Genomic DNA, 21,849 nt, shown 5'->3' with positions numbered 1-21,849 from the left:
GTAGAGGCCGCGCCACAGGTGGCGGACAGGAAACATGGCGGATTTCAAGGAGCTGGTCTTCTCGGGCGTACAGCCCACCGGCAACCTGCATCTCGGCAATTATCTCGGCGCGATCCGGCGCTTCGTGCAGCTGCAGGAGAGCCGCGACTGCATCTATTGCGTCGTCGACCTGCACGCGATCACGGCGACCCTGCACCAGCCCGACCTCCGCGCCCAGACGCGCGAGGTCACGGCCGCCTTCCTGGCCGCCGGGATCGATCCCAAACGCCACATCGTCTTCAACCAGAGCCAGGTGCCGCAGCATGCGGAGCTTGCCTGGATCTTCAACTGCGTCGCCCGGATCGGCTGGCTGAACCGGATGACCCAGTTCAAGGAGAAGGCCGGCAAGGATCGCGAGAACGCGTCGGTCGGGCTCTACGACTATCCCTGCCTGATGGCGTCCGACATCCTCGTCTACCGCGCGACGCATGTGCCGGTCGGCGAGGACCAGAAGCAGCATCTCGAGCTGACCCGCGACATCGCCCAGAAGTTCAACAACGATTTCGCGGCCGAGATCGCGGAGCGCGGCTTCGGCGACGCCTTCTTCCCCTTGACCGAGCCCCTGATCGGCGGCCCCGCGGCGCGCGTGATGTCGCTCCGGGACGGCACGAAGAAGATGTCGAAATCGGACGCCTCGGACAATTCGCGCATCAACCTCACGGACGACGCCGAGGCGATCGCCCAGAAGATCCGCAAGGCCAAGACCGACGCCGAGCCGCTTCCCTCGGAGGAGGCCGGGCTCGCCAAACGCCCCGAGGCCGAGAACCTCGTCGGGATCTATGCCGGTCTCGCGGACACGGCCCGGGCCGACGTGCTCGCCGAATTCGGGAACGCGCAATTCTCGCGCTTCAAGTCGGCGCTGGTCGATCTCGCCGTCGCGAAGCTCGGGCCCATCGGCCAGGAGATGAGCCGGCTCATGGCCGATCCCGGCCATATCGACGCGGTCCTCGGCGACGGCGCCGAGCGCGCGGGCGCGATCGCCGAGCGCACCATGGCGGAGGTCAAGGACGTGGTGGGGCTGATCCGGCGCTGACAAAATCCGTCATCACGAGGAGCGCGAGCGACGAAGCAAGCCAGGCGCTGTCCGCGCGCCGGCCCTGGATTGCTTCGCTGCGCTCGCAATGACGGGTGGCGGGTGACGCCCGCCTGCCCTCATGCTAAGCGCCGCCTCCTCTCGCGAGCGATGCCGTGACCTCCCCCCATCTTCCCGCCGATCCCGTGACCGCAGCGCCCGGTTCGCCCCTTCGCGGGCGCGTCCGGATGCCGGGCGACAAGTCGATTTCGCATCGCGCGCTCATCATCGCCTGCCTGTCGATCGGCGAGACCCGGGTCGAGAATTTGCTCGAGGGCGAGGACGTGATCCGCACGGCCGCCGCCGTGCGGGCCTTCGGCGGCGACGCACGGCGCGAGGGCGATGGGCGCTGGCGCGTCACCGGCATCGGCATCGGCGGCCTCGCCCAGCCCGAGGGGCCGCTCGATTTCGGCAATGCCGGCACCGGCTCGCGACTGATGATGGGCGTCGCGGGCTCGCACCCGATCACCACCACCTTCGACGGCGATGCGTCGCTCCGCAGCCGGCCGATGCGCCGCATCCTCGACCCGCTCGTCCGGATGGGCACGATCGTCGAGCGCGAGAGCGAAGGCGGCCGCGTGCCGCTGACCCTGCGGGGGCCGGCCGAGACGATCCCGATCACCTACGAGACCCCGGCGCCGTCTGCCCAGATCAAGTCGGCCGCGCTGCTCGCCGGGCTGAACTCTCCCGGCCTCACGACCGTGATCGAGCGCGAGGCCACGCGCGACCATACCGAGCGCATGCTGGCCCATGCTGGGGCGGAGATCTCTGTCGAGCCTGCCGGCGAGGGCCGCCGCATCGCGCTCCGCGGCCAGCCGATCCTGCGCGCTGCCGACATCGTTGTCCCGGGCGACCCGTCCTCGGCCGCCTTCGCGCTCGTCGCCGCGCTCGTCGTGCCGGGATCCGAGATCGTCATCGTCGACGTGATGACGAACCCCCTCCGGACCGGGCTCCTCAAGACCCTGCTCGAGATGGGCGCCGATATCCGGCTCGAGAACCGGCGCGACCTCGGTGGCGAGGGGATCGCCGACCTGCATGTCACGGCGGGTCCCCTCGGCGGCGTGGATGTCCCGGCCGCCCGCGCGCCGACGATGATCGACGAGTATCCGATCCTCGCGGTCGCGGCAGCCTTTGCCCGCGGGACTACCCGAATGCGGGGTCTGGCCGAATTGCGGGTCAAGGAATCCGACCGTCTCGCGGCGGTCTGGGCCGGCCTCGTGGCGAATGGAATCCGGGCCGAGATCGAGGGCGACGACCTTCTCGTTCACGGTGACGGCGGCCCGGTGCCGGGCGGTGGCACGGTCGAGACGCATCTCGACCATCGCATCGCCATGGCCTTCCTGGTGATGGGGCTTGGCGCCCGCGAGCCTGTGACCGTCGACGACGGCACGATGATCGCGACGAGCTTCCCGTCCTTTCTGCCGCTGATGCGGGGGCTCGGCGCCGGGTTCCGGACGTGAGCGCGACGGTGATCGCGATCGACGGCCCGGCCGCCTCCGGCAAGGGCACGCTCGCCCGCCGCCTCGCGGAGCATCTCGGCTGCCCGCATCTCGATACGGGCCTGCTCTACCGGGCCGTCGCCCGGGTGATGATGGACCGCGGCATCGCACTCTCCGATGCCGAAGCCGCGGCGTCCGTCGCCGCGTCCCTAGCGCCCGAACAGCTCGACGCCTCCCGCCTCCGCGGTGTGGAGATGGGCGAGGCCGCCTCGGTCGTGTCGGTGCACGAAGCCGTTCGGAACGCGCTTCTCGCCTGGCAGCGCCGCTTCGCGACGCAGCCCGGCGGGGCGGTGCTCGATGGGCGCGACATCGGAACCGTGGTCTGCCCCGAGGCCGACGTGAAGCTCTACGTCACGGCCTCGGCCGAGGAGCGGGCGCGCCGCCGCTTCCGGGAGGTCTCGGCCACTGGCGAGACCACGACCTTCGAGGCGGTCCTGGCCGACATCCTCCGGCGCGACGCCCGCGACGCCGACCGGGCTGCCGCGCCGATGCGGGCCGCGCCCGATGCGCGCCACCTCGACACGACCGCGCTCGACGCGGATGCGGCCTTCGCGAAGGCGCTCGAGATCGTGGAATCCGCCCGATCCTAGGCCCGTCCGGCCCGGGCGCCGGCCGACTTGCACGTTTCTCGCATACTGCCATGCTGACCCGCCTGGTTCGATCCGGGTCGAGGAGGTGGATATGCGGTTGTCCCGTATCCGTCGCATCATGCTGGCGGCCATCGTCCTCCTTGGTTGGGCTCAGAGCCCCGTGGCGCGAGCCGAAACCGAGGTCGATCTCGCACTCGTGATCGCGGTCGACATCTCCTTCTCGATGGATCCGGAAGAGCAGGCGCTGCAGCGCGAAGGCTTCATCCAGGCCTTCCGCTCCCCTGCCGTCCACGACGCCATCCGCCGCGGCATGATCGGACGGATCGGCGTGACGTACGTGGAATGGGCCGGCGCCTCGGACCAGCGCGTGGTCCTGCCCTGGGCCATCGTCGACGGCCCGGACAGCGCGGCAGCCTTCGCGGCGGAACTCAGTCTCAAGCCGACCCGCCGGGCCTCGCGGACCTCGATCTCGGGCGCGATCGATTTCGCGAGGCAGCAACTGGCGCAGAGCGACCTCGCGCCGACCCGCAAGGTCATCGACGTGTCCGGGGATGGTCCGAACAACCAGGGCCGCGCCGTCACGCTGGCCCGGGACGAGGCCATCGAGAGCGGCATCACGATCAACGGCCTGCCCGTGATGGTGAAGGACCCGGGCTATTTCGATATCACGGATCTCGACCTCTACTTTCGCGAGTGCGTGATCGGCGGCCCCGGAGCCTTCATGGTTCCGGTGCGGAGCCGCGAGCAATTCGTCGAAGCCGTGAAGACGAAGATCATCATGGAGGTGGCGGCCCGGCCCGTGCCGGGTCGGGCCGCGGAGCGCGACGGCGCCGGCCTCGTCATCCCGGCCCAGGCCCCGGGACGCAGCCCGAATTGCTATGCGGGCGAGTCGCAATGGCGCGACCGCATGGGGAACTGACGCGGGCTCGCCTCACGAATTGACCCCCCGGCGGACACATCCTATCTGCCCGCCATGGCCATTCGGACGCTCGTGACCCTGCCGGATTCGAAGCTCCGGCTCGTCTCCGAGCCGGTCGGACCCGTGACCGACGAGGTCCGGACGCTGGCTACCGACATGCTCGAGACGATGTATGACGCGCCCGGGATCGGCCTCGCCGCCATCCAGGTCGGCGTGCCGAAGCGGCTCGTCGTGGTCGACCTCGCCAAGAAGGACGAGGAACGCCGCCCGTTGGTGCTGCTCGATCCCGAGGTCACCTGGACCTCGGACGAGACCCGCATCCACGAGGAGGGCTGCCTCTCGATCCCGGATTACTACGAGGAGGTCGAGCGGGCCGACCGGATCCGCTACCGCTACCGCACCCTCGAAGGCGAGATGGTGGAGGCCGAGACGGACGGCATCCTGGCCACCTGCCTCCAGCACGAGATCGATCACCTGAACGGGGTGATGTTCATCGACTACCTGTCGCGGCTGAAACGCTCGCGCGTGATCAAGAAATTCGAAAAGGCGGCGAGGCGCGAAGCTGAGGACGCATGACCTTGCGGGTCGCCTTCATGGGGACGCCGGATTTCGCCGTCCCGACCCTGGAGGCGATCGCGGAGGCTGGGCACGACATCGTCTCCGTCTATACCAAGGCGCCGACCGCATCGGGCCGCGGGCTCCGGCAGCGCCGGACCCCCGTCCACGAAGCGGCCGACCGGCGCGCCCTTCCCGTGCAGGTGCCCCGGACCTTCCGCGGCCCGGAGGAGGAGGCCCGCCTGCGGGCGCTCGCCCCGGACATCGCGGTCGTGGTGGCCTACGGCCTTCTTCTCCCAGCCTCGATCCTGACCGGGCCTCGGCATGGCTGCCTCAACCTTCACGCCTCGCTCCTGCCGCGCTGGCGCGGCGCGGCGCCGATCCACCGGGCCGTGATGGCCGGCGACCGGGAAACCGGGATCGGCGTGATGCGGATGGAAGAAGGGCTCGATACCGGGCCGGTCGCGCTCGAGGCGCGGTTGCCGATCGGTCCCGACGACACCACGGGAATGTTGCATGACCGCCTTGCCGCCGAGGGTGCACGGCTCGCCGTCGAGGCGCTGGCCGGGATCAAGGCCGGGACGCTGCGCTTCTCGCCCCAGGCCGATTCAGGCGTGGTCTATGCCCGCAAGATCACGAACGAGGAGGCCCGGCTCGACTGGGTGTGGCCAGCCTCGCGGGTCCACGACCATGTCCGGGGCCTCTCGCCCTGGCCGGGCGCCTTTTTCGAGGCGGATCTCGGCAGCGGGGTCGAGCGCATCAAGCTGCTCCGGATGGAGCGGACCGAGGGCAAGGGCCTGCCCGGAACGCTGCTGGAGGGCGGTGCCATCGCCTGCGGCGAGGGGGCTTTGCGACCCCTCCTCCTGCAACGGGCCGGGCGCGGGCCGGTCGAGGCTGAGGCGTTCTGGCGCGGCGCCCGGGTCGCGCCCGGGTCGCGCCTCGTCTGATGCCGCGCTATCGGCTCGTCGTCGAATATGACGGCACGCCCTTTTCCGGCTGGCAGCACCAGGAGAATGGCCCCTCGGTGCAGGCGGCGCTGGAGACCGCCATCGCGCGCTTCGCAGGCGAAACAGTCCGCGTCCATTGCGCCGGCCGCACCGATGCCGGGGTGCATGCCACCCATCAGGTCGTGCATCTCGATCTCGCCAAGGCGTGGCCGGCCGAGACGGTGAGGGATGCCACCAACGCCTATCTCAAGCCCGACCCGGTGGCCGTGGTCTCCGCCGAGACCGCGCCGGACGGGTTTCATGCCCGCTTCTCCGCGACCCGCCGTCATTATCGCTACGTGATCCTCAACCGCCGCGCCCAGCCGGCGTTGGCCCGCAAACGGGTCTGGCACGTGCCCTGGGCGCTGGACGCGGCCGTCATGCACGAGGCCGCGCAGCTCCTCGTCGGTCGGCATGATTTCACCACATTCCGGGCCTCGGAATGCCAGGCCGACAGCCCGGTCCGCACGTTGGACCGGCTGGATGTCGGACGCCACGGCGACGAGATCCGGATCGAGGCCGCGGCCCGCTCCTTCCTGCACAGCCAGGTTCGGTCGCTGGTCGGCACGCTGGCGATGGCCGGGTCGGGCCGCTGGCGCGTCGCCGACGTCGGGGCCGCGCTGGACGCCCGCGCCCGCGCCGCCTGCGGCCCGCTCGCGCCGCCTACGGGGCTATATCTCGTCGGCGTGGACTACGGCTGATCCGGCCTCAGGCGAGAGCCTGGACCAGCATGGTCGACCCGATCGAGAGCACGAGCCCCAGCACCGTCACGAAAGCGGCCAGCACCGCGCCGACCCCGAGCGTCACCCGGGTCGCGAACCATTGCACATGGAGCACGACGGCCGTGAAGGCGATCGTGACGAGGAGGGTGAGCGCCGGAGGCTCCCAACCCAGGACCAGGAGCGCGCCGGGCAGGGCCAGCGCATAGGACGCGAAGACCTGGAGCCAGTTCGTGACGATGACGAAGGGAACGTAACGGTGCCCGAGGCCGAGGCGACGCGCCATGAAGATCATGGCGACCGGGAGCGCCAGGAAGGCGAGCACATGGCCGCACGCCACCAGGAGCACGATGCCCATATCCCCGAACAGGGCGCCGCCCGGCAAGAGACGCTGATCGCGACGCGCGAGCGCGAGCTCGACCACATAGGCCGGCAGCGTCAGCGCGATTGCCGCGAAGGAGCGCTCGAAGGAGGGCAGGCTGATCTCGAACAGCCTGAGCCCGTCCGCACGCCAGTTCAGGAAGGCGGAGATGCCCCGGAAGGATCGGCTGAACTCGTCGGCACTGACCATGGCGGTCCCCGCTCGAACACGTGGCGCAGCCCGGGGCTTCCTCCGCGGACATCATCTTCGACTTTGGTCGTAGGTCAAAAGGCGGTATGCTCCGGCAACCCTGGGGCGGGCGCCGCGCCTCCTCAGCCGACCGGCGTGGACAAGCCAGGGCCGTTCTGCTACTCGCGGCTCCGGTTTCGAGGCGCTCCGAGTGTAGCGCCTGTTTCCGTTTCCGATTTCAGCGCTGTGGACCAGCGATCGAGGCAGACGAGGCAGACGCGTGCAGGTTCTTGTCCGGGACAACAATGTCGACCAGGCGCTTCGCGCCCTCAAGAAGAAGTTGCAGCGCGAGGGCGTCTTTCGCGAGATGAAGCTTCGCGGGCATTACGAGAAGCCGTCCGAGAAGAGGGTGCGTGAGAAGGCAGAGGCGGTCCGCCGCGCCCGCAAGCTCATCCGCAAGCGCATGCAGCGCGAGGGCCTCCTGCCGTCGAAGCCGAAGCCGGCCCCCCGCGTCGGCGGGCCGATGCGGTCCCCTCGGCCGGATGCGGCACCCGCGCCGGCGTCCCTGTCGGCGACTCCCAGGACCTGATGTCGCGGCTCGCCGGGCGGCAAGTTCAGCCTTTGGTAATCGCCAGAGCACACCTTCCGGCGCCGGACGGTTCGAGGCAGGAGCTGGATTGATGCGGTTTTGGCAAGGTCGAACAGGGGGCGCGGTCGCCGTCCTGATCGTGGCCGCGTCGCTCGCCGGTTGCGACTCCGCCGGTCGGGTCGCGGGCGCCGGGCCTCGTGTCGCGGTGCTCGAGGGCGAGGACAAGACCGGCTCGACGTCGGTCAACATCGAATCGCTGACCGAAGTCATCGGCCGCAACCCGAATGACGCCTCCGCCTACAACACGCGCGGCGCCGCCTATGCGCGGGCCGGCCGCTACGCCGACGCCATCGCCGACTTCAACAAGGCGATCCAGGTCGATCCGAACAACGCCGCCGCCTATACCAACCGGGCGCTCGCCTTCCGGCAGACGAATCGCAACGACGCGGCGCTGGCGGATTTCAGCCGCGCCATCCAGTCGGACGGGAATTACGGCCCGGCCTATGTCGGGCGTGCGAATCTCTACCGGGTGCAGGCGAATTACGACGCGGCCCTGTCCGATCTAGGCCAGGCGATCCGGCTGACGCCCGAATCCGCCGAAGCCCTGCATTCGCGCGGTCTCCTCTACCAGCGCATGGCCCGTCACCGCGAGGCCGTGATCGATTTCGACGCGGCGATCGACCGGAACGCCTTCGTGGCCGCCCCTTATGCCGGCCGCGGCCAGAGCCTTATCGCGCTCGGCCAGTTCGACAAGGCGGTCGAGGATTTCAACGCGGCCCTCAACATCAACAATCGCGACGCCGAATCCTGGGCCAATCGCGGCCTTGCCTTCGAGAAGCTCGGCAAGCGCCAGGAAGCGATGGAGAGCTACCAGCGCGCGACGGGCCTCGACACGGCCAATGCCACGGCCCGATCCGGGATCAGCCGCCTCGGCTGATCGGCCGGTTTTCGCCGGCTTCGAGGCCGCTCTCCACCTCGCCGAGAAAGCGGCCGACGGCCGCCATCCCGCCGCTTTCCAGCACGCCGACGTGATCGATCCCGGGCAGGCGCAGGAAGCGCTTCGGCTCACGGGCGGCCGCGAAGAGCCGGTCGGCGAGCGCGATCGGAATCACGCCGTCCTCTTCGCCATGCATGACGAGGAGAGGCGAACGGATCTCCGCGATCCGGTCGATGGACCGGAAGGTATCGCGCAGCAGCAGGCCGACCGGAACGAAGCGGAACAGCGGCTGCGCCACGTCGGCGATCGACGTGAAGGGGGCGTCGAGGATGATGCCGCCGACGGGCTTTTGCGAGGCGAGCCAGATCGCGAGTGCCGTGCCGAGCGATTCTCCGTGGAGGACGAGGCGTCTCGGCTCGTAGCCCGAGACGAAGCGGTAGGCCGCCATGGCGTCCTGCCGGAGACCGGCCTCGCTCGGCGAACCGGTGGATCCGGAATAACCCCGGTAGCTCACCATCAGGAGGCCGCGTCCACCCTCGGTGAGCAGCCGCGCGCGGTCGCGCCGGTTCCAGAGCGAGCCGCCATTGCCATGGAAATAGACGACGAGCGCCCGGCCGGGCCGCGGCGGTTTCCACCAGGCGACGAGCCGCTCGCCATCTTCCGTCGTGATCGCGACGTCCTCCATGTCGGCGAGGCCCGCGGCGGCGGCGCTGGTCCGCTCGGCATTGGCCGGAAACAGGAAGCGGCGCTGCCCCGCGAACAGGAGCGCCACGACGAAGAGGTAGGCGAGAGCCGCGACGATCGCGACGCCGAGAAGGATACGCATGTTGGTTGGGGTTCGAGACGGGAGATGCCTCACATACGGTCACCGCGCCCCGGAACAATGGTGCCGGTGCTCCGATTATTCGGGCGTCCCCGACCGACCGCATGCCAGCTCATGAAGCTCTTCAAATGCCCGTGCTGCGGGCAACTTCTCCATTTCGAGAACACGCGTTGCGAGAATTGCGGCCGCCGGCTCGGCTACGTGCCGGAGGCGTCGGTGCTGAGCGCCCTCGATCCGGTGGACGACGACGGGCGGGTCTGGCAGGCCCGGGCCGAGATCGGGGGGCGCTACCGCTTCTGCGCCAATGCCGAGCACCAGGTCTGCAACTGGCTCGTCCCGGAGGATCGGCCGGACATCTTCTGCGCGGCCTGCCGGCACAACCGGACGGTGCCGAATCTCGAAGGCTCCGATGCTGTCGCCAAGTGGCGCCGGATCGAATTCGCCAAGCACCGCCTGTTCTACACGCTGCTGCAGCTCGACCTGCCTCGCCCGGCGGTCGGCGAGAGCTCGGAGCCGCTCGTCTTCGACTTCCTGGCCGACACGGAGGCGGCGGCCGGACCCAAGGTGCTGACCGGCCACGACGAAGGCGTCATCACCATCGCGCTCGCGGAGGCGGACGATGCCGAGCGGGAGAAGCGCCGCGCCACCATGGGCGAACCCTACCGGACGCTGCTCGGGCATTTCCGGCACGAGGTCGGGCATTTCTACTGGGACGTGCTGGTGCGCGACGGCGGACAGCTCTCCGAATGCCGCGCCCTGTTCGGCGACGACGAGGAAGATTATCAGGCCGCCCTGAAGCGACATTACGAACAGGGCGCGCCGCCCGATTGGCAGGAGCGTTTCGTCTCGGCCTATGCCACCACCCATGCCTGGGAGGATTTCGCCGAGACCTGGGCGCATTACCTGCACATCATCGATTCGCTCGAGATGGCGCGCGCCTTCGGAATCAGAGTCGAACCCCGGATCGATAACAGCGCCGACCTCGCGGCCGCGGCCGATCTCGACGTCTACGGCGAGCCCGACATCTACCGCATCGTCCAGCGCTGGATCCCGATCGCCTTCGCGCTGAACTCGGTCAACCGCTGCATGGGCCAGAACGACGTCTATCCCTTCGTCCTCTCGCCCGCCGCGATCGACAAGCTTGGCTTCATGCACCACCTTGTGCGGCGCGGCCGGGAGCGGCCGGAGAGGTAGCCCGCGGGTCGACGTCACGCCGCACGAGCAGGGGGAGGAGGCGATCGCACACGGCACGGCCCTGCCGGCTGCGTCCCCGGCGGAGGCGCCGCTTCGACCCGACCCCGTCCTGGCGATCGCCGTCATCGGACACCAGGGCTTCGGTCCCGAAGGAGAGGACGCGGAACGGCTCGCCCGCGAGGCTCGCCAGGTCTTCGCGGCCCTGGATGCGGACACCGCCCGAATCGCGGCCGAAAACGCGGCGCTGTACGGCCCGTCCCCGCCGCGGCTCCGTGTCGTCACGGGACTGCGGGACGGCGCGGACCTCGTCATCGCGGCCGCGGCCCTAGAGGCTGGCCTCGAAATCCGTGCCGTCCTGCCCGGGCCGCCCGCGCTCTGCCGGGCGGCGCTCGCGAGCGACGCTGCCCGGCGCCTCTTCGACGAGATCCTGGCGGCGGCGCCCGAACCCTTCTTCCTCTGCGGCGACCCTGCGCAGCCGGCCGACCGGGCCCGGGCGGGAGCGTCGCTCATCGACAGGGCGGATCTCCTTCTTGCCTTCTGGAACAGGAAAGCCGGCTGGAGCCGGGCCGGCACCGCGTCCCTCGTACAGGAGGCGGTCGACCGCCGCCTCCCGGTCCTGGTGCTGCCGCAGCGCCCGGGCGACGCCGTCACCGTGATCGACGACCCGGACGAATTGTTGCTGCCGGCGCATGCCGCCGATCTTCCCCACGTTTCCTTCGCCCTCAATCGCGACCGGGTGCTGGCCCGCGCCTTCGCGCCGCCGGCGAGCGCCTACGAGAAACGGGCGCTGGCGGAATACCTGGTCGAGCCGCTTCGGCCGCAATCGCACCGGTTCGAATACCGCCTTTTTCTCGCCCTCGCACGACGCCGCGCTCCAGGCAGCCTCGGCCTCCCGCAATCGGAGGAATGGGCGCGCGCCCGCGCCGTCGCCGCGCTCGTGTCGCCAAGAGCGGCCGGCGCCGTCGATCGCATGCGGCTCCTGCAGGCGCGGCAGGAGGAGTTGGCCGCCTTCTACGGGCATCGGGTCAGGTCCGGCATCGTGCTCCGCTATGTGCTGGCGGGGCTGGGCAGTTTCCTGGTCGCGATCTTCGCGCTCCTGAAGCCGGAATTCGGGCTCGCCTGGCTCGTCGTCCAGGCCGTGATCACGGCCGTGACGATCGGCGAGACGACCTATGCGCTCCTCCGGCGGTGGGACGAACGCTGGCTCGATTACCGCTCGCTCGCCGAACGTCTGCGCTGCGACCGTTTCCTCCAGCCGATCGGCATCGCGACGGTCCGGCTCGACGCGCAAACGAGTGCGGAGGACCCGGCCTGGATGCGCTGGTATCACCGCCGGACCCTGCGCAGCTGCTGGGTCGGCGGCGAGATCGGTCCGGCCGCGGCCGAGGCTGCCTGGACTCACCTCGCCGGGACCGAGATCGAAGGCCAGATCCGCTACCATGAGGCAGCGGGCCTGCGATTCGAGGATCTGGAGCGTCGGCTGCTATGGATCGGCACCGGCGCCGTCCTTTGTACGCTCGCGGCCTCCATCGTCCTGATCGCCGTCGAGCAGGCGGCGCTTGAAGGCTTCTCTCTCCTGGCGCCGATCAAGATCGCACTGGTCACCCTGCCGGCCGTCTTCCTGGCCGCGCGCGGGCTGCGGGCGGAAGCCGGGCTCGAACTCGCCGCGTCACGGTCCCGACAAGCCCTGAACGCCTTGCGGGAGGTCCGACGCCGCATGGAGGCAGCGCCCGCCAGCTTCGACCGGCTCGACCAGGCCTCGCGGGCGGCGGCCGCCGCCATGATCCTCGACACCATGGATTGGCGGATCGGCGTCCAGCGCTCGCGCTCGCCCTACCGGCCTGGTGAGGCCGGGGGCGGCGGGGAGAAGCCGTAGGGCGCGCGCGGCCTCAGACCCGCCGGATGTTGGTGAAGATCGGGATCCCGGTCAGCACGCCGTCCAGGTCGCTGCGCCAGGCGCTCGGCTGGAAATACTGTCCGCATGGGAGGTAGGCGCCGACCTCGAAGGCGCGGGCCTGGATCCTGGCCGCGAGCGCCTGCTGGCCGGCGAGGTCCGGCGCCTCGAACCAGGCGGTCCGGAGCGCCTCGATCGGCTCGTCCGTAAGCCAGCTCGGCGGGCCCCTGCGGCCGATTCCGCGGATGACTTGGTGGTAGGCCGGGGTGAGATGGTCGAGGCCGCCCGAGAAGACGCCGTACATGCTCCAGCCACCCTCGGCGATCGGCTTCGCGTTGAGGATGCGCTGGTTCACCGTGCCCCAATCGGTCGCCACGTAATCGAGATTCATGCCGAGCTTGCGGCAGAGGTCGCCCATCACCTCGCAGATGGCGTTGATGCGCGGCACGTCGGTGCCCGTGAGAAGCACGATCTTCTCGCCCCGGTAGCCTGCCGCTTCGAGCGCGCGCCGCGATTTCGCGAGGTCGCGCGGTCCGGTCAGGAGTTCCATCCCGGCCCCGCTCGCCATCGGACCGCCGGGCGTGAAGGTGCCGGCAGGGCCGCGGCGGATCGACGGGTCGGTGCCGGCCACCGCGTCCATCATCTCGGTCTGGTCGAGGGCGCCCAGGAGCGCGTTGCAGATGCGCGGATTGTCGAAGGGCGCGACCAGGTGGTTCAGGCGGATTTGGGCGATCAGGCCCGCCGGCTCGACGAGCCCCACCTTGACGCCACGGGCGCGGGCGAGTTGCGGCACGAGATCGACATTCGGCTGCTCCCACCAATCCATCTCGCCGTTTCGGAGCGCGCCGGCCGCCGAGGCGGCGTCCGGCACCGTGTGCCATTCGACCCGGTCGAAATGCGCGACCCGCGGTCCGGCCGTGAAGCTCGCGACACCCTCGGTCCGGGGCCGGTAACGGTCGAACTTGCGGTAGACGGCGAGCGATCCCGGCACCCTCTCGTCCGGCACGAAGCGGAAAGGCCCGCTGCCCACGGTCTCGGACACGGCCTTGAAGGCGTCCGTCGAGGCGAGCCGCCCCGGCATGATCACGGGCACGTAGGAGGTGGGCTTGGCGAGCGCGTCCGGCAGGAGCGGGAAGGGCCGCTTCAGCCGGAACTGGATCAAGCTGTCGGACGGGGCCGAGATCTCGTCCACCACCGCGAAGAGCGCGCTCCCGAAGCTGTCGCGCTGGCCCCAGCGCTTCAGGCTCGCGACCGCGTCGCGGGCGAGGACGGGCGTGCCGTCGTGAAAGAGGAGGCCGTCCCGCAGCGTGATGCGCCAGAGCCGGCCGTCATCCTCGACGGTGTGGCCGGAGACCATCTGGGGCTGGGCGCGGTACTGGTCGTCGATGCCGTAGAGCGTGTCGTAGACGAGGAGCGAATGGGTGCGGGTAACGTAGTTCGTGGTGATGATCGGATCGAGCAAAGCCAGATCCGCATACGGCATGAACTTGAGCGTGGTGGCGGAGGCTGCCCGCGCCAGCGACGGCGCCGCGATCGCGGCCGCACCGAATGCCAGTAGATCACGCCGTCTCATGTCGGGCCTCGCTTGGGTTCGGCGAGGACCCGGCAAGTTCGATGCCAGGGCGGCTACAGCATCTCGAGTGCCACCTTTCGGCGGGGCGCAGGATAGGCCCGGTCGATCTCGGTGAGGTCGTCGTCGGTGAGCGCGAGGTCGAGGGCGCGGCCATTCTCCTCCACATGGGCGCGTGTGCCGGCCTTCGGGATCGCGATCACGTCGGGGCGGCGAAGCACCCAGGCGAGCGCCACGGCGGCCGGGCTCGTGTCGTGGCGCCGGGCGATCCCCGCCAGCGCCTTGGCCTTGGCGAGGCGCCCCTGTTCGACCGGGCTGTAGGCCATGGCCGGAATGCCCTGGGCCGACATCCAGGGCAGGAGGTCGTGTTCCGGGCCGCGGCGGCCCGCATTGTAGAGGATCTGGTTCGTGGCGCAGGCGCTGCCGCCGGCCTCCACCAGCTCCTCCATGTCGTCGAGGTCGAGATTGCTGACGCCCCAATGGCGGATCTTGCCGGCCTCGCGCAGCCGCTCCATCGCCTTGACGGTCTCGGCGAGCGGCACCGAGCCGCGCCAATGCAGGAGGTAGAGGTCGATCCGGTCGGTGCGGAGCCGGGCGAGGCTGCGCTCGCAGGCTTTCGGCAGGGCGGTCCGGCCGGCATTCTGCGGATAGGCCTTCGAGACCAGGAAGGTTTGGTCGCGGATTCCCGCCAGCGCCTCGCCGACGAGCGTCTCGGTCGCGCCCTCGCCATACATCTCGGCCGTGTCGACGAGGGTGAGGCCGAGCTCGATCCCGCGCCGGAGCGCCGCGATCTCCTCCGCCCGGCGCCCCGCCTCCTCGCCCATCCGCCAGGTGCCCTGGCCGAGCGCGGCCACCGCCTCGCCCGATGGCAGCCGCACCGTCCGGACCTCGTTCGCGCCGCCCATCTCGCCCTCCGTCGTCACGCCCCGAGAGAACGCGCGAATGGCCGGAGGTTCACCGGGCCCGCATCACGCCGGCCAGGCGGGCCAGGTCGTCCGGCGCGACTCGACGCGCCACGGCGGCCCCTCGCTGCTTGGCGGGCCGGTGAGCGGATACTCGGCCTCCACCACATAGGGACCGCCGCCGACCGAGTCGCGCGAGGAGTAGAGGACGAAGCGCTCCGCCGTGAAGGAGAGCCGCGGGAAGGGTCCGCCGCGGGCGATGAAGCCCGCCACGTCGCCGGCCCGGACGTTGCGCAGCCGTGCGAGCGTCACATGCGGGGTGAACTTGCGCCCCTCCGGCTCGATCCCGGCGCGGCGGACGAGCTTTTCCTGCTCGGCCTGAAGCCGGGCGAGTTCGGGCGTCGGCACGACCCGGGCGAAGAGCGAGCGCGGCTTGTCGCCCCCGAAGACCGAGAGCGCGTCGAAGCTCACGGTCACCGCGGAGCGGTGCCGCGACTCGCCCAGCAGGGCCGCGACGTCGCGAGCGGTCGCGTGGTCGACATCGCCGATGAAGCGGAGCGTGACGTGGTAATTCGCCGGGTCGATCCAGCGCGCGCCGGACACGCCGCCACGAAAGAGCGACAGCTGGTCGGCGATGTCGGGCGGGATCTCGAGGGCGGTGAAGAGACGCGGCATCGAGGGCTCCCGTGATTTGCACCGGTTGCCGAGTCTCGCGTTGCAAGGCCTGCGCCGCAAGCCGCCTCGTATGCTGTCAACAGGCGCGTCTCCGTCGAGGAGCGGGGTGAGTCCGTTTCACGCGGCCCGGCGCTCGGCCAGAAAGAACCCCATCCGGTCGAGTGCGCGCGCGATATTATCCGCCGAGGCGGCGTAGGAGACCCGGATGTAGCCCTCGCCGTGGATGCCGAAATCCGGGCCGCCGATCGTCGCGACCCCGGCCCCGTCCAGTAGCGCGGCCGCGAGGCGCTTCGCCTTCCAGCCCGTCTTCGAGACATTCGGGAAGGCGTAGAAGGCCCCCTTCGGCGTGATGCAGGATACGCCCGGCAGCCGGTTCAGCCCCTCGACCACGAGCGCGCGGCGCTGGTCGAAGGCCCGCATCATCTCGGCCGGGGCATCCTGGGGCCCGTTCAGGGCCGCCACCCCGGCCCATTGCGTCGGGGCGTTGACACACGAGAAGGAGTTCACGGCGAGCTTGCGGGCCATGTCGTAGAGCCGCGCCGGCCACACCGACCAACCGAGCCGCCAGCCGGTCATGGCGTAGGTCTTCGACGCGCCGTCGAGATAGATCAGGCGGTCGCGGATCTCCGGATAGGAGAGGAGCGAGACATGCTCCTCGCCGTCATAGGTCATGGTGCCGTAAATCTCGTCGGACATGATCGCGACGTCGGGATGGCGGGCGAGGCCGGCGACCAGCGTGTCGATCTCGCGTTTCGGGGTGACGCCGCCGGTCGGGTTCGCGGGCGAATTGATGATGACGAGGCGGGTCTTCGGCCCGATCAGGGCCAGCGTCTCCTCGGCCGAGAACGCAAAACCGTTCTCCTCGCGGATCGGGATCGGGACCGGCGTCGCGCCCGTATATTCGATCATCGAGCGGTAGATCGGGAAGCCGGGATCCGGATAGAGGATCTCGGCGCCGGGTTCGCCGAACATCAGGATGGCTGCGAACATCGTCACCTTCCCGCCTGGCACGACCATCACGTCGGCCGGAGACACCTCGACCTCGAAGCGGCGATGCAGGTCGCCCGCGACCGCCTCACGGAGGGGCAGGATGCCGGTCGCCGGCGTGTAGCCGTGGTGGCCGTCGCACAAGGCCTTGATGGCGGCTTCGACGATATGGGGCGGAGTCGGGAAATCCGGCTGGCCGATGCCGAGATTGATGATGTCGCGGCCCTGGGAGGCAAGCTCGGTCGCGCGGGCCAGAACCGCGAAGGCGTTCTCCTCGCCGATGCGGTCGAAATTCGTCACGGTATGGAGCATGGCGCGGCCTCCCTGTTTCGGCCCGTATGGCCGAAGCGGGAAGGCTTGAACAGGCGGCGCGAAGCCCCTGGCTAGGGCTAACAGAGAAGAACCGGCCGCCGTGGCGGCCGGCTCTCGTCGTTGGTCTAGCGGGACGTTCCGGCGAGGTCCGTCCGGGCCGTCCGGTTGCGCTCGTCCTCGACCTCGACCTCGGTGCGGCGCACCGTGTCGGACATGGTCTCGGTGCGCTGGTCGACATCCTTGCGGATCCCGATCTCCTCGACGACGCGGGCCTCCTTGGACACGACAGGCACCTCCCGATGCTCGGTCGCCTCGACGGTCCGGTCCTGGAACAGCGCGGAATCGGCGCCGGTCAGGGCCCGGTCCACCGGACGCCGGTCGACCGAGACACGCTCGTCCCGCAGGGTCACCTGCTCCTGAACGGGCGTCTCGACGACGCGCGAGTGGATCCGCACGCGGCCGCGGTTTTCCTCACGCTTGCCGACGTGGAGGCGCTCCTCGACCACCGGGATCGTCTCATCGTTTCCGTGCCCGACCGCCTGCGTGGACGCCGCGCCATATCCGGCCTGGGGGCGTGCGCGTGCGGCAACGCCGGGCGTCCGGTCGCCCATGACCGCGTCCTTGGCCTCGCGGCCTGCATGGCCGACCGCGTTCGCGGCCGATGCGAGGGCGCCACCGACGCCGCCGGTCTTGGGAGCCGGATTGTCGGTGCCGGAGGTGCCCGTCCAGCCTTCCTTGCGCCAGGCCGTCGTGCGCTCGTCGAGGTCGATCGTGCCGTGATCGTCGAGGATGTCGGCGACCTTCGCCGTCATGGTCTCCTCGGCCCGCACGGTGACGAGCGTGCCGCCGCGGCGAACCCCTTCCGCATAGGCATGGGCATCCGCCTCGTCGATGCCGGCATGGGTGAGCGAGCCGACGAGACCGCCGGTCGCGGCGCCGACGCCGGCCCCGACCAGCGTCGAGGCGAGCCAGCCCGCGGCGACGACCGGGCCGAGACCCGGAATCGCGAGAAGGCCGAGCCCTGCCAGCAGGCCGGCTCCGCCGCCCACGAGCGTCCCGAGCGAGGCGCCGGTGCCGGTGCCGGTATGGTCGCCGTCATGGTCCCCGGAATGGTATTGCTTGTGGGATTCGTCGTTCGACACGATGCTGATCTGGTCGTGCGGAACGCCCGCCGCCTCGAGACGCCGAACGGCCTCGGAGGCGTCGGAATATTTATCGAACATCGCCGTGATGGTGCTGGTCGTCATGGGATCCATCCTGATGGTAGTTGCAGTCGCTCCGACGTCGCGGAGCAGAAGAGGGAGGCGCGATCAGGCGCCGATATTGCCTTTGTAGTCGAAGCCGACCGTCACGCTCTTGCCGTCGCGCATCGCCTTGCCGCGCCAGATGCCCTGGTCGTCCTTCTTCAGTTCGGTCACGTTGGTGAAGCCCGCGGCTTCGAGCCGGGAACGCGCCTGGCCCTCGGTGAAGCTGTTCGAGCCGTTCTCTAGCGAGGTGAGCGGCACGATCGTGGCCTTGCCGGTCGCGTTGACGCTCGAGGGCGCGTTTCCACCCGGATTGGCGGCCGGGTTCGAGGAGCCCGTCGCCGTACCGGAGCTCGGACGCCCGGTATTGGCGCCGGGCGTCGCCGGGGCGGCGTTCTGCGCCACGCCGGCACCGGCGAAGGACATCAGCGCGAGGGCCGCGCCGCAGCTTAAAATAGTCTTTCTCATCTCACGTCTCCTTTGGGGTCAGGTTCAGATCCATTGCGAATGTTCGGCCTCGGTCGGCAGGCGGCCTTGCGGCGTCAGCGTGTCGACGACCTCCGGCAGCACGCCAGAGAGCTGCGACAGGAGATCGTTGCGGCCGAGCCCGGTCTGGCGCGTCAGCTCGTCGACCTCGCCCGGCTCGAAGAGGAGGTAGAGCTGGTCGGGAGAGACGGGCGTGTTCGGGCCATGTCCGACCCAGGATTGGGCCACCTTGCCGTGGCCGTTCCGGGTGAAGCGGTTCAGAAGCTCGCCGAGCCCGCCGGCCAGCGCCGCGCCGGTGAGGCCACGGCCCAGGATGCCGCCGAGACCGTCGCGGCTCGAGGAGAAAGCACCGGAGATGCCGTCGCTGCGGCCGCCCGAGAAGACCTCCTGCAGGACGCTGCCATGGCCTCCGGCGCGGCCCTTCAGCCGTTTCGAGGCGAGAAGCGCAAGGAGCGCCATCGCGACCTGACCGCGGTTGCCAGAGGGGAGACCGCCAGGGCCGTCGCCCGGCGCTCCTCCAGTCTGGACCTCGCCCGCCCGGGAGGCCGCGCCGCCGCCGAGAACCTGGCCGAAGACCTGATGGAGGAGGCCCATCTCACGCTCCTTCGCTGCCCTGGACGGGAAGGCCGTCGCCAGCCGTCCGGTCGACCACGGCGCGCTGCTTGCGGAGCGTGACCGGCACCTCGACGGTCTCGGTTGTCGTGTCCCGCAGGATGTGCAGCTCCTCGCGCAGAAGGAGCCGCTTCTCGACGACCGCGATCTCTTCCAGCACCGGAACGATCGTGACGTTGCCCTCGGTGCGGATCGTCGGGGCCGCCTCGCCGGGTTCGAGCGTCCGGTTGACCGGCACCCGCATCACCTCGACCTCGTCCGTTCGAAGCGTCTCGCGAAGGTGCTCCTCCACGAGGTCGGTATGGGTGCTGACGCGGACGCGGTCGCTCTCGACCTGCCGCTTTTCGATGTGGGCCTCTTCCTCCACGATCGGCACGGTGGTCTGGCCGGCCCGCAGGGCGAGATCATCGTCGAGGGTTTGGCGCATAGCGCTGCGAGCTCCGCGCAAATCCTGGCTGCGGTTGTGCCGGGACTGAATTGCGGGCTGACAATGCGGGCTTGCGCCGGCGGTTCAGAGCCGGCCCGGACTATGATGGACTAGCCGGATTAGTGCATTTGCACTTGGGCAGACTTACTCATGGAGTCCCCGTTCGCGCGCCCAATTCACGGCGGACACACGACGGTTCACGCCGATCTTCTTGTAGAGGGCGGCCACATGATTGCGGACGGTGTTCGGTGCGAGGCCGAGATCCGAGCCGATCTGCTTGTCGGTCTCGCCGCGGCAGAGCCTGACGAGCACGTCCCGCTCGCGGCTCGTGAGCTGGTCAGCACCGGCGCTCCGCCGGCCCGACCTGGGCGGGTTCCGGAGGGCGGCGAGCTTCTCGATCACGCCGCGACTGAACCAGGACGTGTCCTGCATCACGGACTCGATCGCCGAGACGAGTTCGGTCTCCGAGCGCTTGCGCTCGGAGACGTCCTGCACGGCCCAAAGACAGCATCGCGCTCCGTCCATGGTCACCGTCTCGGCGGAGATCAGGCAGTCGAGCTCGGTTCCGTCGCTGGTTCGGAGCCGGCCCTCGAAATTGCGCACGCAGCCGAAACGCTCGAGCTCCTCCTCGAAACTCGCCCTGACGGCCGGGTCGACCCAAAGGTTCAGCGAGGTGGGATTGCGGCCGAGCACCTCCTCGGCCGTGTACCGGAAGGTCCGGGCGAAGGCGTCGTTGATGCGCAGGAACAGGAAGGCGTCGAGCCGGGCGAGCGCGGTCGGGACCGGGACGAGCTGGAAGGATTTGGCCAGCCATTCCTGGCTCTGTTGGAAGGCCTGCTCGGCCTTCCGCCGGTCTTCGAGGTCGGCGAAGGTGAACAGCATGGAGGGCTTGTCGCCCGGCAGGCTGATCGGCTGGCCCGCGACCATGACCCACTTCTCCGCGTCGGACGGAACGCGGAGGCAGGCCTCCATCCGGGGGATCGCACGGCCGGCGGAGAGCCGCGAGATGGCGAGATCGCGGCGCTCGGCCTCACGCAAGACGTCGATCTCGTAGATCGAGCGTCCCAGAACCTGGTCCCGCTCGTAGCCGGACAGGTGGAGGAAGCCCTCGTTCACCTTGACGATCTTGAAGTCCGACAGGCGGCAGACGAGCGCGGGTGCGGGATTGGCCCCGAAGGCGCGTTCGAACCGCTCCTCGGCGTCGTAGCGGTCCGTGGCGTCGTGGATCACGAGGGCCAGGCAATCCTGTCCGCCGTCCCGGTTGCGGATGACGAGGCTCCTGACCCGATGCACCCATTCCTGCTTCGGATTCGTCACCCGGACGACCGACACCGTGAGATCGTGGAAGGCTTCCCCCGCGATGACCCGGTCGAGGATGTCCTCCTCGAGATCCACGGCCCGGTGGTTGCGGTAGCGCAGGAGGTAGTTCTGTCGGAACCGCTCGATATCGGGGCCGAGTTCGCCGAGGCTACCGACGCCGTGCATCGCGAGGGCGGCCGGGTTCGCGTAGCTGATCGTCTGGTCGGGCTCGACCAGGATGATGCCTTCGCTAAGCCCGTCGATGATCTGGCGGAGATGCAGCCGGTTTGCCGCTTCGGTCATGGACGCTCTCGGACACATGCGCGGCCGAGCGACCGCTGTGAGGGCCAACGTCCGAGACGGCGGCCCGTTCGCGCAGTCCGACCCTGGCCGGGATGCTTCCGCAAGAGATTCGGGCCGCTGACCGAATGTTAAGGATGACGGTTCATGCTCTCAATCCAGCGCGGCCGCTTTCCCCCTGCTGCACCCGCGCCGACCGCTGAGGCTTCCGATGTTTGATCTACCCTTCGATGCCAGGCGAGTGGTCCAGGTCGGCGCCGGCCTGGCGCTCACGGCCCTCATCGGCTGGGGCAGCTTCGCGTATGTCGCGCTCTCCTCCAGCCAGCGCCTCAGCGCAGCACGGGCGGAGCGGGATGCGGTGGTTGCCGAGATGCAGCAGCTGCAACAGAAGGCGGGCCAGCTCGCCGACATGGACGCGAAACTCGCCTCCGCCCGCATCGACTATACCCGGGCCAATCAAGGCCTGTCTGACGTCCGGACCAGGATCACGGCCGCACAGCAGGAGCTTGCGGCCCTGAACAGCAAGAGGGCGGAGCGGAGCGCGGGCGAGAAGGTCTCCCAGACCGGCAGCATCCAGAAGCCCTCAGAACCCCCGAAACGCCCGACCACCCCTGCCGAGCCGCGCGCCCAAAAGCCCGAGCGGTAGTCGACATGCCGGGTGGGACGTCT

General features: G+C 69.7%; 23 protein-coding genes. 12 read left to right on the top strand and 11 right to left on the bottom strand.

Annotation, left to right across the window (positions count from 1 at the left end; genetic code table 11):
- Positions 1-34: 34 nt before the first annotated feature.
- From trpS to truA, 7 genes are all read left to right on the top strand, one after another.
- Entirely contained in the window at positions 35-1,072 is a 1,038-nt protein-coding gene (trpS, locus tag ACFE87_RS10905; RefSeq protein ID WP_375459653.1) for a tryptophan--tRNA ligase, read from the top strand.
- A gap of 155 nt (positions 1,073-1,227) precedes the next feature.
- On the top strand, positions 1,228-2,571 hold the full coding sequence (gene aroA, locus ACFE87_RS10900) for a 3-phosphoshikimate 1-carboxyvinyltransferase (protein WP_375459652.1): 1,344 nt from the start codon (positions 1,228-1,230) through the stop codon (positions 2,569-2,571).
- Complete coding sequence (gene cmk, locus ACFE87_RS10895) at positions 2,568-3,200, top strand: (d)CMP kinase (protein ID WP_375459651.1); 633 nt, start codon at positions 2,568-2,570, stop codon at positions 3,198-3,200. Before aroA ends, cmk begins: the two co-directional genes overlap by 4 nt.
- Before the next feature lie 91 nt (positions 3,201-3,291).
- Positions 3,292-4,119 carry a DUF1194 domain-containing protein gene (locus tag ACFE87_RS10890; protein ID WP_375459650.1) on the top strand — a complete coding sequence of 276 codons (828 nt, stop codon included), beginning with the start codon at positions 3,292-3,294 and terminating at the stop codon, positions 4,117-4,119.
- Between the two features lie 54 nt (positions 4,120-4,173).
- Positions 4,174-4,695: a peptide deformylase gene (gene def, locus ACFE87_RS10885; protein WP_375459649.1), complete on the top strand. Its 522-nt coding sequence runs from the start codon at positions 4,174-4,176 to the stop codon at positions 4,693-4,695.
- On the top strand, positions 4,692-5,621 hold the full coding sequence (gene fmt / locus ACFE87_RS10880; protein ID WP_375459648.1) for a methionyl-tRNA formyltransferase: 930 nt from the start codon (positions 4,692-4,694) through the stop codon (positions 5,619-5,621). Before def ends, fmt begins: the two co-directional genes overlap by 4 nt.
- A complete protein-coding gene (truA, locus tag ACFE87_RS10875; protein ID WP_375459647.1) occupies positions 5,621-6,361 on the top strand; it encodes a tRNA pseudouridine(38-40) synthase TruA in 741 nt (246 codons plus the stop codon). The genes fmt and truA overlap by 1 nt, the downstream gene beginning before the upstream one ends.
- 7 nt (positions 6,362-6,368) lie before the next feature.
- Here truA and ACFE87_RS10870 read toward each other — a convergent pair whose 3' ends face one another.
- On the bottom strand, positions 6,369-6,950 hold the full coding sequence (locus tag ACFE87_RS10870) for a hypothetical protein (protein ID WP_375459646.1): 582 nt from the start codon (positions 6,948-6,950) through the stop codon (positions 6,369-6,371).
- 259 nt (positions 6,951-7,209) lie between these two features.
- Here ACFE87_RS10870 and rpsU point away from each other — a divergent pair, with 259 nt between their 5' ends.
- The gene (rpsU, locus tag ACFE87_RS10865) at positions 7,210-7,518 is read left to right on the top strand and encodes a 30S ribosomal protein S21 (protein ID WP_375459645.1); all 309 of its coding nucleotides are present in this window, start codon (positions 7,210-7,212) and stop codon (positions 7,516-7,518) included.
- Positions 7,519-7,609: 91 nt separating this feature from the next.
- Positions 7,610-8,455 carry a tetratricopeptide repeat protein gene (locus tag ACFE87_RS10860; RefSeq protein WP_375459644.1) on the top strand — a complete coding sequence of 282 codons (846 nt, stop codon included), beginning with the start codon at positions 7,610-7,612 and terminating at the stop codon, positions 8,453-8,455.
- On the opposite strand, the gene ACFE87_RS10855 is transcribed toward ACFE87_RS10860, so the two are convergent.
- The gene (locus ACFE87_RS10855) at positions 8,439-9,281 is read right to left on the bottom strand and encodes an alpha/beta hydrolase (protein WP_375459643.1); all 843 of its coding nucleotides are present in this window, start codon (positions 9,279-9,281) and stop codon (positions 8,439-8,441) included. The two genes, ACFE87_RS10860 and ACFE87_RS10855, sit on opposite strands and share 17 nt — an antisense overlap.
- A gap of 111 nt (positions 9,282-9,392) precedes the next feature.
- Between ACFE87_RS10855 and ACFE87_RS10850 the strand changes: the two genes are divergently transcribed.
- Both ACFE87_RS10850 and ACFE87_RS10845 read left to right on the top strand, forming a co-directional pair.
- Positions 9,393-10,472, top strand: coding sequence for a putative zinc-binding metallopeptidase (locus ACFE87_RS10850; RefSeq protein WP_375459642.1), 1,080 nt, complete (start codon positions 9,393-9,395; stop codon positions 10,470-10,472).
- Positions 10,420-12,348, top strand: a complete 1,929-nt coding sequence (locus tag ACFE87_RS10845; protein ID WP_375459641.1) for a hypothetical protein — start codon at positions 10,420-10,422, stop codon at positions 12,346-12,348. Before ACFE87_RS10850 ends, ACFE87_RS10845 begins: the two co-directional genes overlap by 53 nt.
- A 13-nt stretch (positions 12,349-12,361) precedes the next feature.
- On the opposite strand, the gene ACFE87_RS10840 is transcribed toward ACFE87_RS10845, so the two are convergent.
- The 9 genes from ACFE87_RS10840 to ACFE87_RS10800 form a co-directional block, all read right to left on the bottom strand.
- Positions 12,362-13,939, bottom strand: a complete 1,578-nt coding sequence (locus ACFE87_RS10840; protein WP_375459640.1) for an ABC transporter substrate-binding protein — start codon at positions 13,937-13,939, stop codon at positions 12,362-12,364.
- A gap of 53 nt (positions 13,940-13,992) precedes the next feature.
- Positions 13,993-14,841, bottom strand: a complete 849-nt coding sequence (locus tag ACFE87_RS10835) for an aldo/keto reductase (RefSeq protein ID WP_375459639.1) — start codon at positions 14,839-14,841, stop codon at positions 13,993-13,995.
- 63 nt (positions 14,842-14,904) lie between these two features.
- On the bottom strand, positions 14,905-15,513 hold the full coding sequence (gene thpR / locus ACFE87_RS10830) for an RNA 2',3'-cyclic phosphodiesterase (RefSeq protein WP_375459638.1): 609 nt from the start codon (positions 15,511-15,513) through the stop codon (positions 14,905-14,907).
- 117 nt (positions 15,514-15,630) lie between these two features.
- Positions 15,631-16,812, bottom strand: a complete 1,182-nt coding sequence (locus tag ACFE87_RS10825) for a pyridoxal phosphate-dependent aminotransferase (RefSeq protein ID WP_375459637.1) — start codon at positions 16,810-16,812, stop codon at positions 15,631-15,633.
- 125 nt (positions 16,813-16,937) lie between these two features.
- The gene (locus ACFE87_RS10820; protein ID WP_375459636.1) at positions 16,938-18,059 is read right to left on the bottom strand and encodes a YsnF/AvaK domain-containing protein; all 1,122 of its coding nucleotides are present in this window, start codon (positions 18,057-18,059) and stop codon (positions 16,938-16,940) included.
- Between the two features lie 63 nt (positions 18,060-18,122).
- Positions 18,123-18,524 (bottom strand): hypothetical protein, encoded by a 402-nt coding sequence (locus ACFE87_RS10815; protein WP_375459635.1) that lies wholly within the window; start codon positions 18,522-18,524, stop codon positions 18,123-18,125.
- Positions 18,525-18,548: 24 nt separating this feature from the next.
- The gene (locus ACFE87_RS10810; RefSeq protein WP_375459634.1) at positions 18,549-19,136 is read right to left on the bottom strand and encodes a YidB family protein; all 588 of its coding nucleotides are present in this window, start codon (positions 19,134-19,136) and stop codon (positions 18,549-18,551) included.
- Position 19,137: 1 nt separating this feature from the next.
- Entirely contained in the window at positions 19,138-19,581 is a 444-nt protein-coding gene (locus tag ACFE87_RS10805) for a YsnF/AvaK domain-containing protein (RefSeq protein WP_375459633.1), read from the bottom strand.
- Between the two features lie 144 nt (positions 19,582-19,725).
- On the bottom strand, positions 19,726-21,183 hold the full coding sequence (locus tag ACFE87_RS10800) for a helix-turn-helix transcriptional regulator (RefSeq protein WP_375459632.1): 1,458 nt from the start codon (positions 21,181-21,183) through the stop codon (positions 19,726-19,728).
- 208 nt (positions 21,184-21,391) lie between these two features.
- On the opposite strand from ACFE87_RS10800, the gene ACFE87_RS10795 reads away from it, so the two are divergent.
- Positions 21,392-21,826, top strand: a complete 435-nt coding sequence (locus tag ACFE87_RS10795; RefSeq protein ID WP_375459631.1) for a hypothetical protein — start codon at positions 21,392-21,394, stop codon at positions 21,824-21,826.
- The last annotated feature ends 23 nt before the right edge of the window (positions 21,827-21,849 follow it).

Source organism: uncultured Enterovirga sp., from assembly GCF_964242715.1.
GTDB lineage: Bacteria > Pseudomonadota > Alphaproteobacteria > Rhizobiales > Beijerinckiaceae > Enterovirga.
This window is presented reverse-complemented; position numbering and strand designations above follow the sequence as displayed.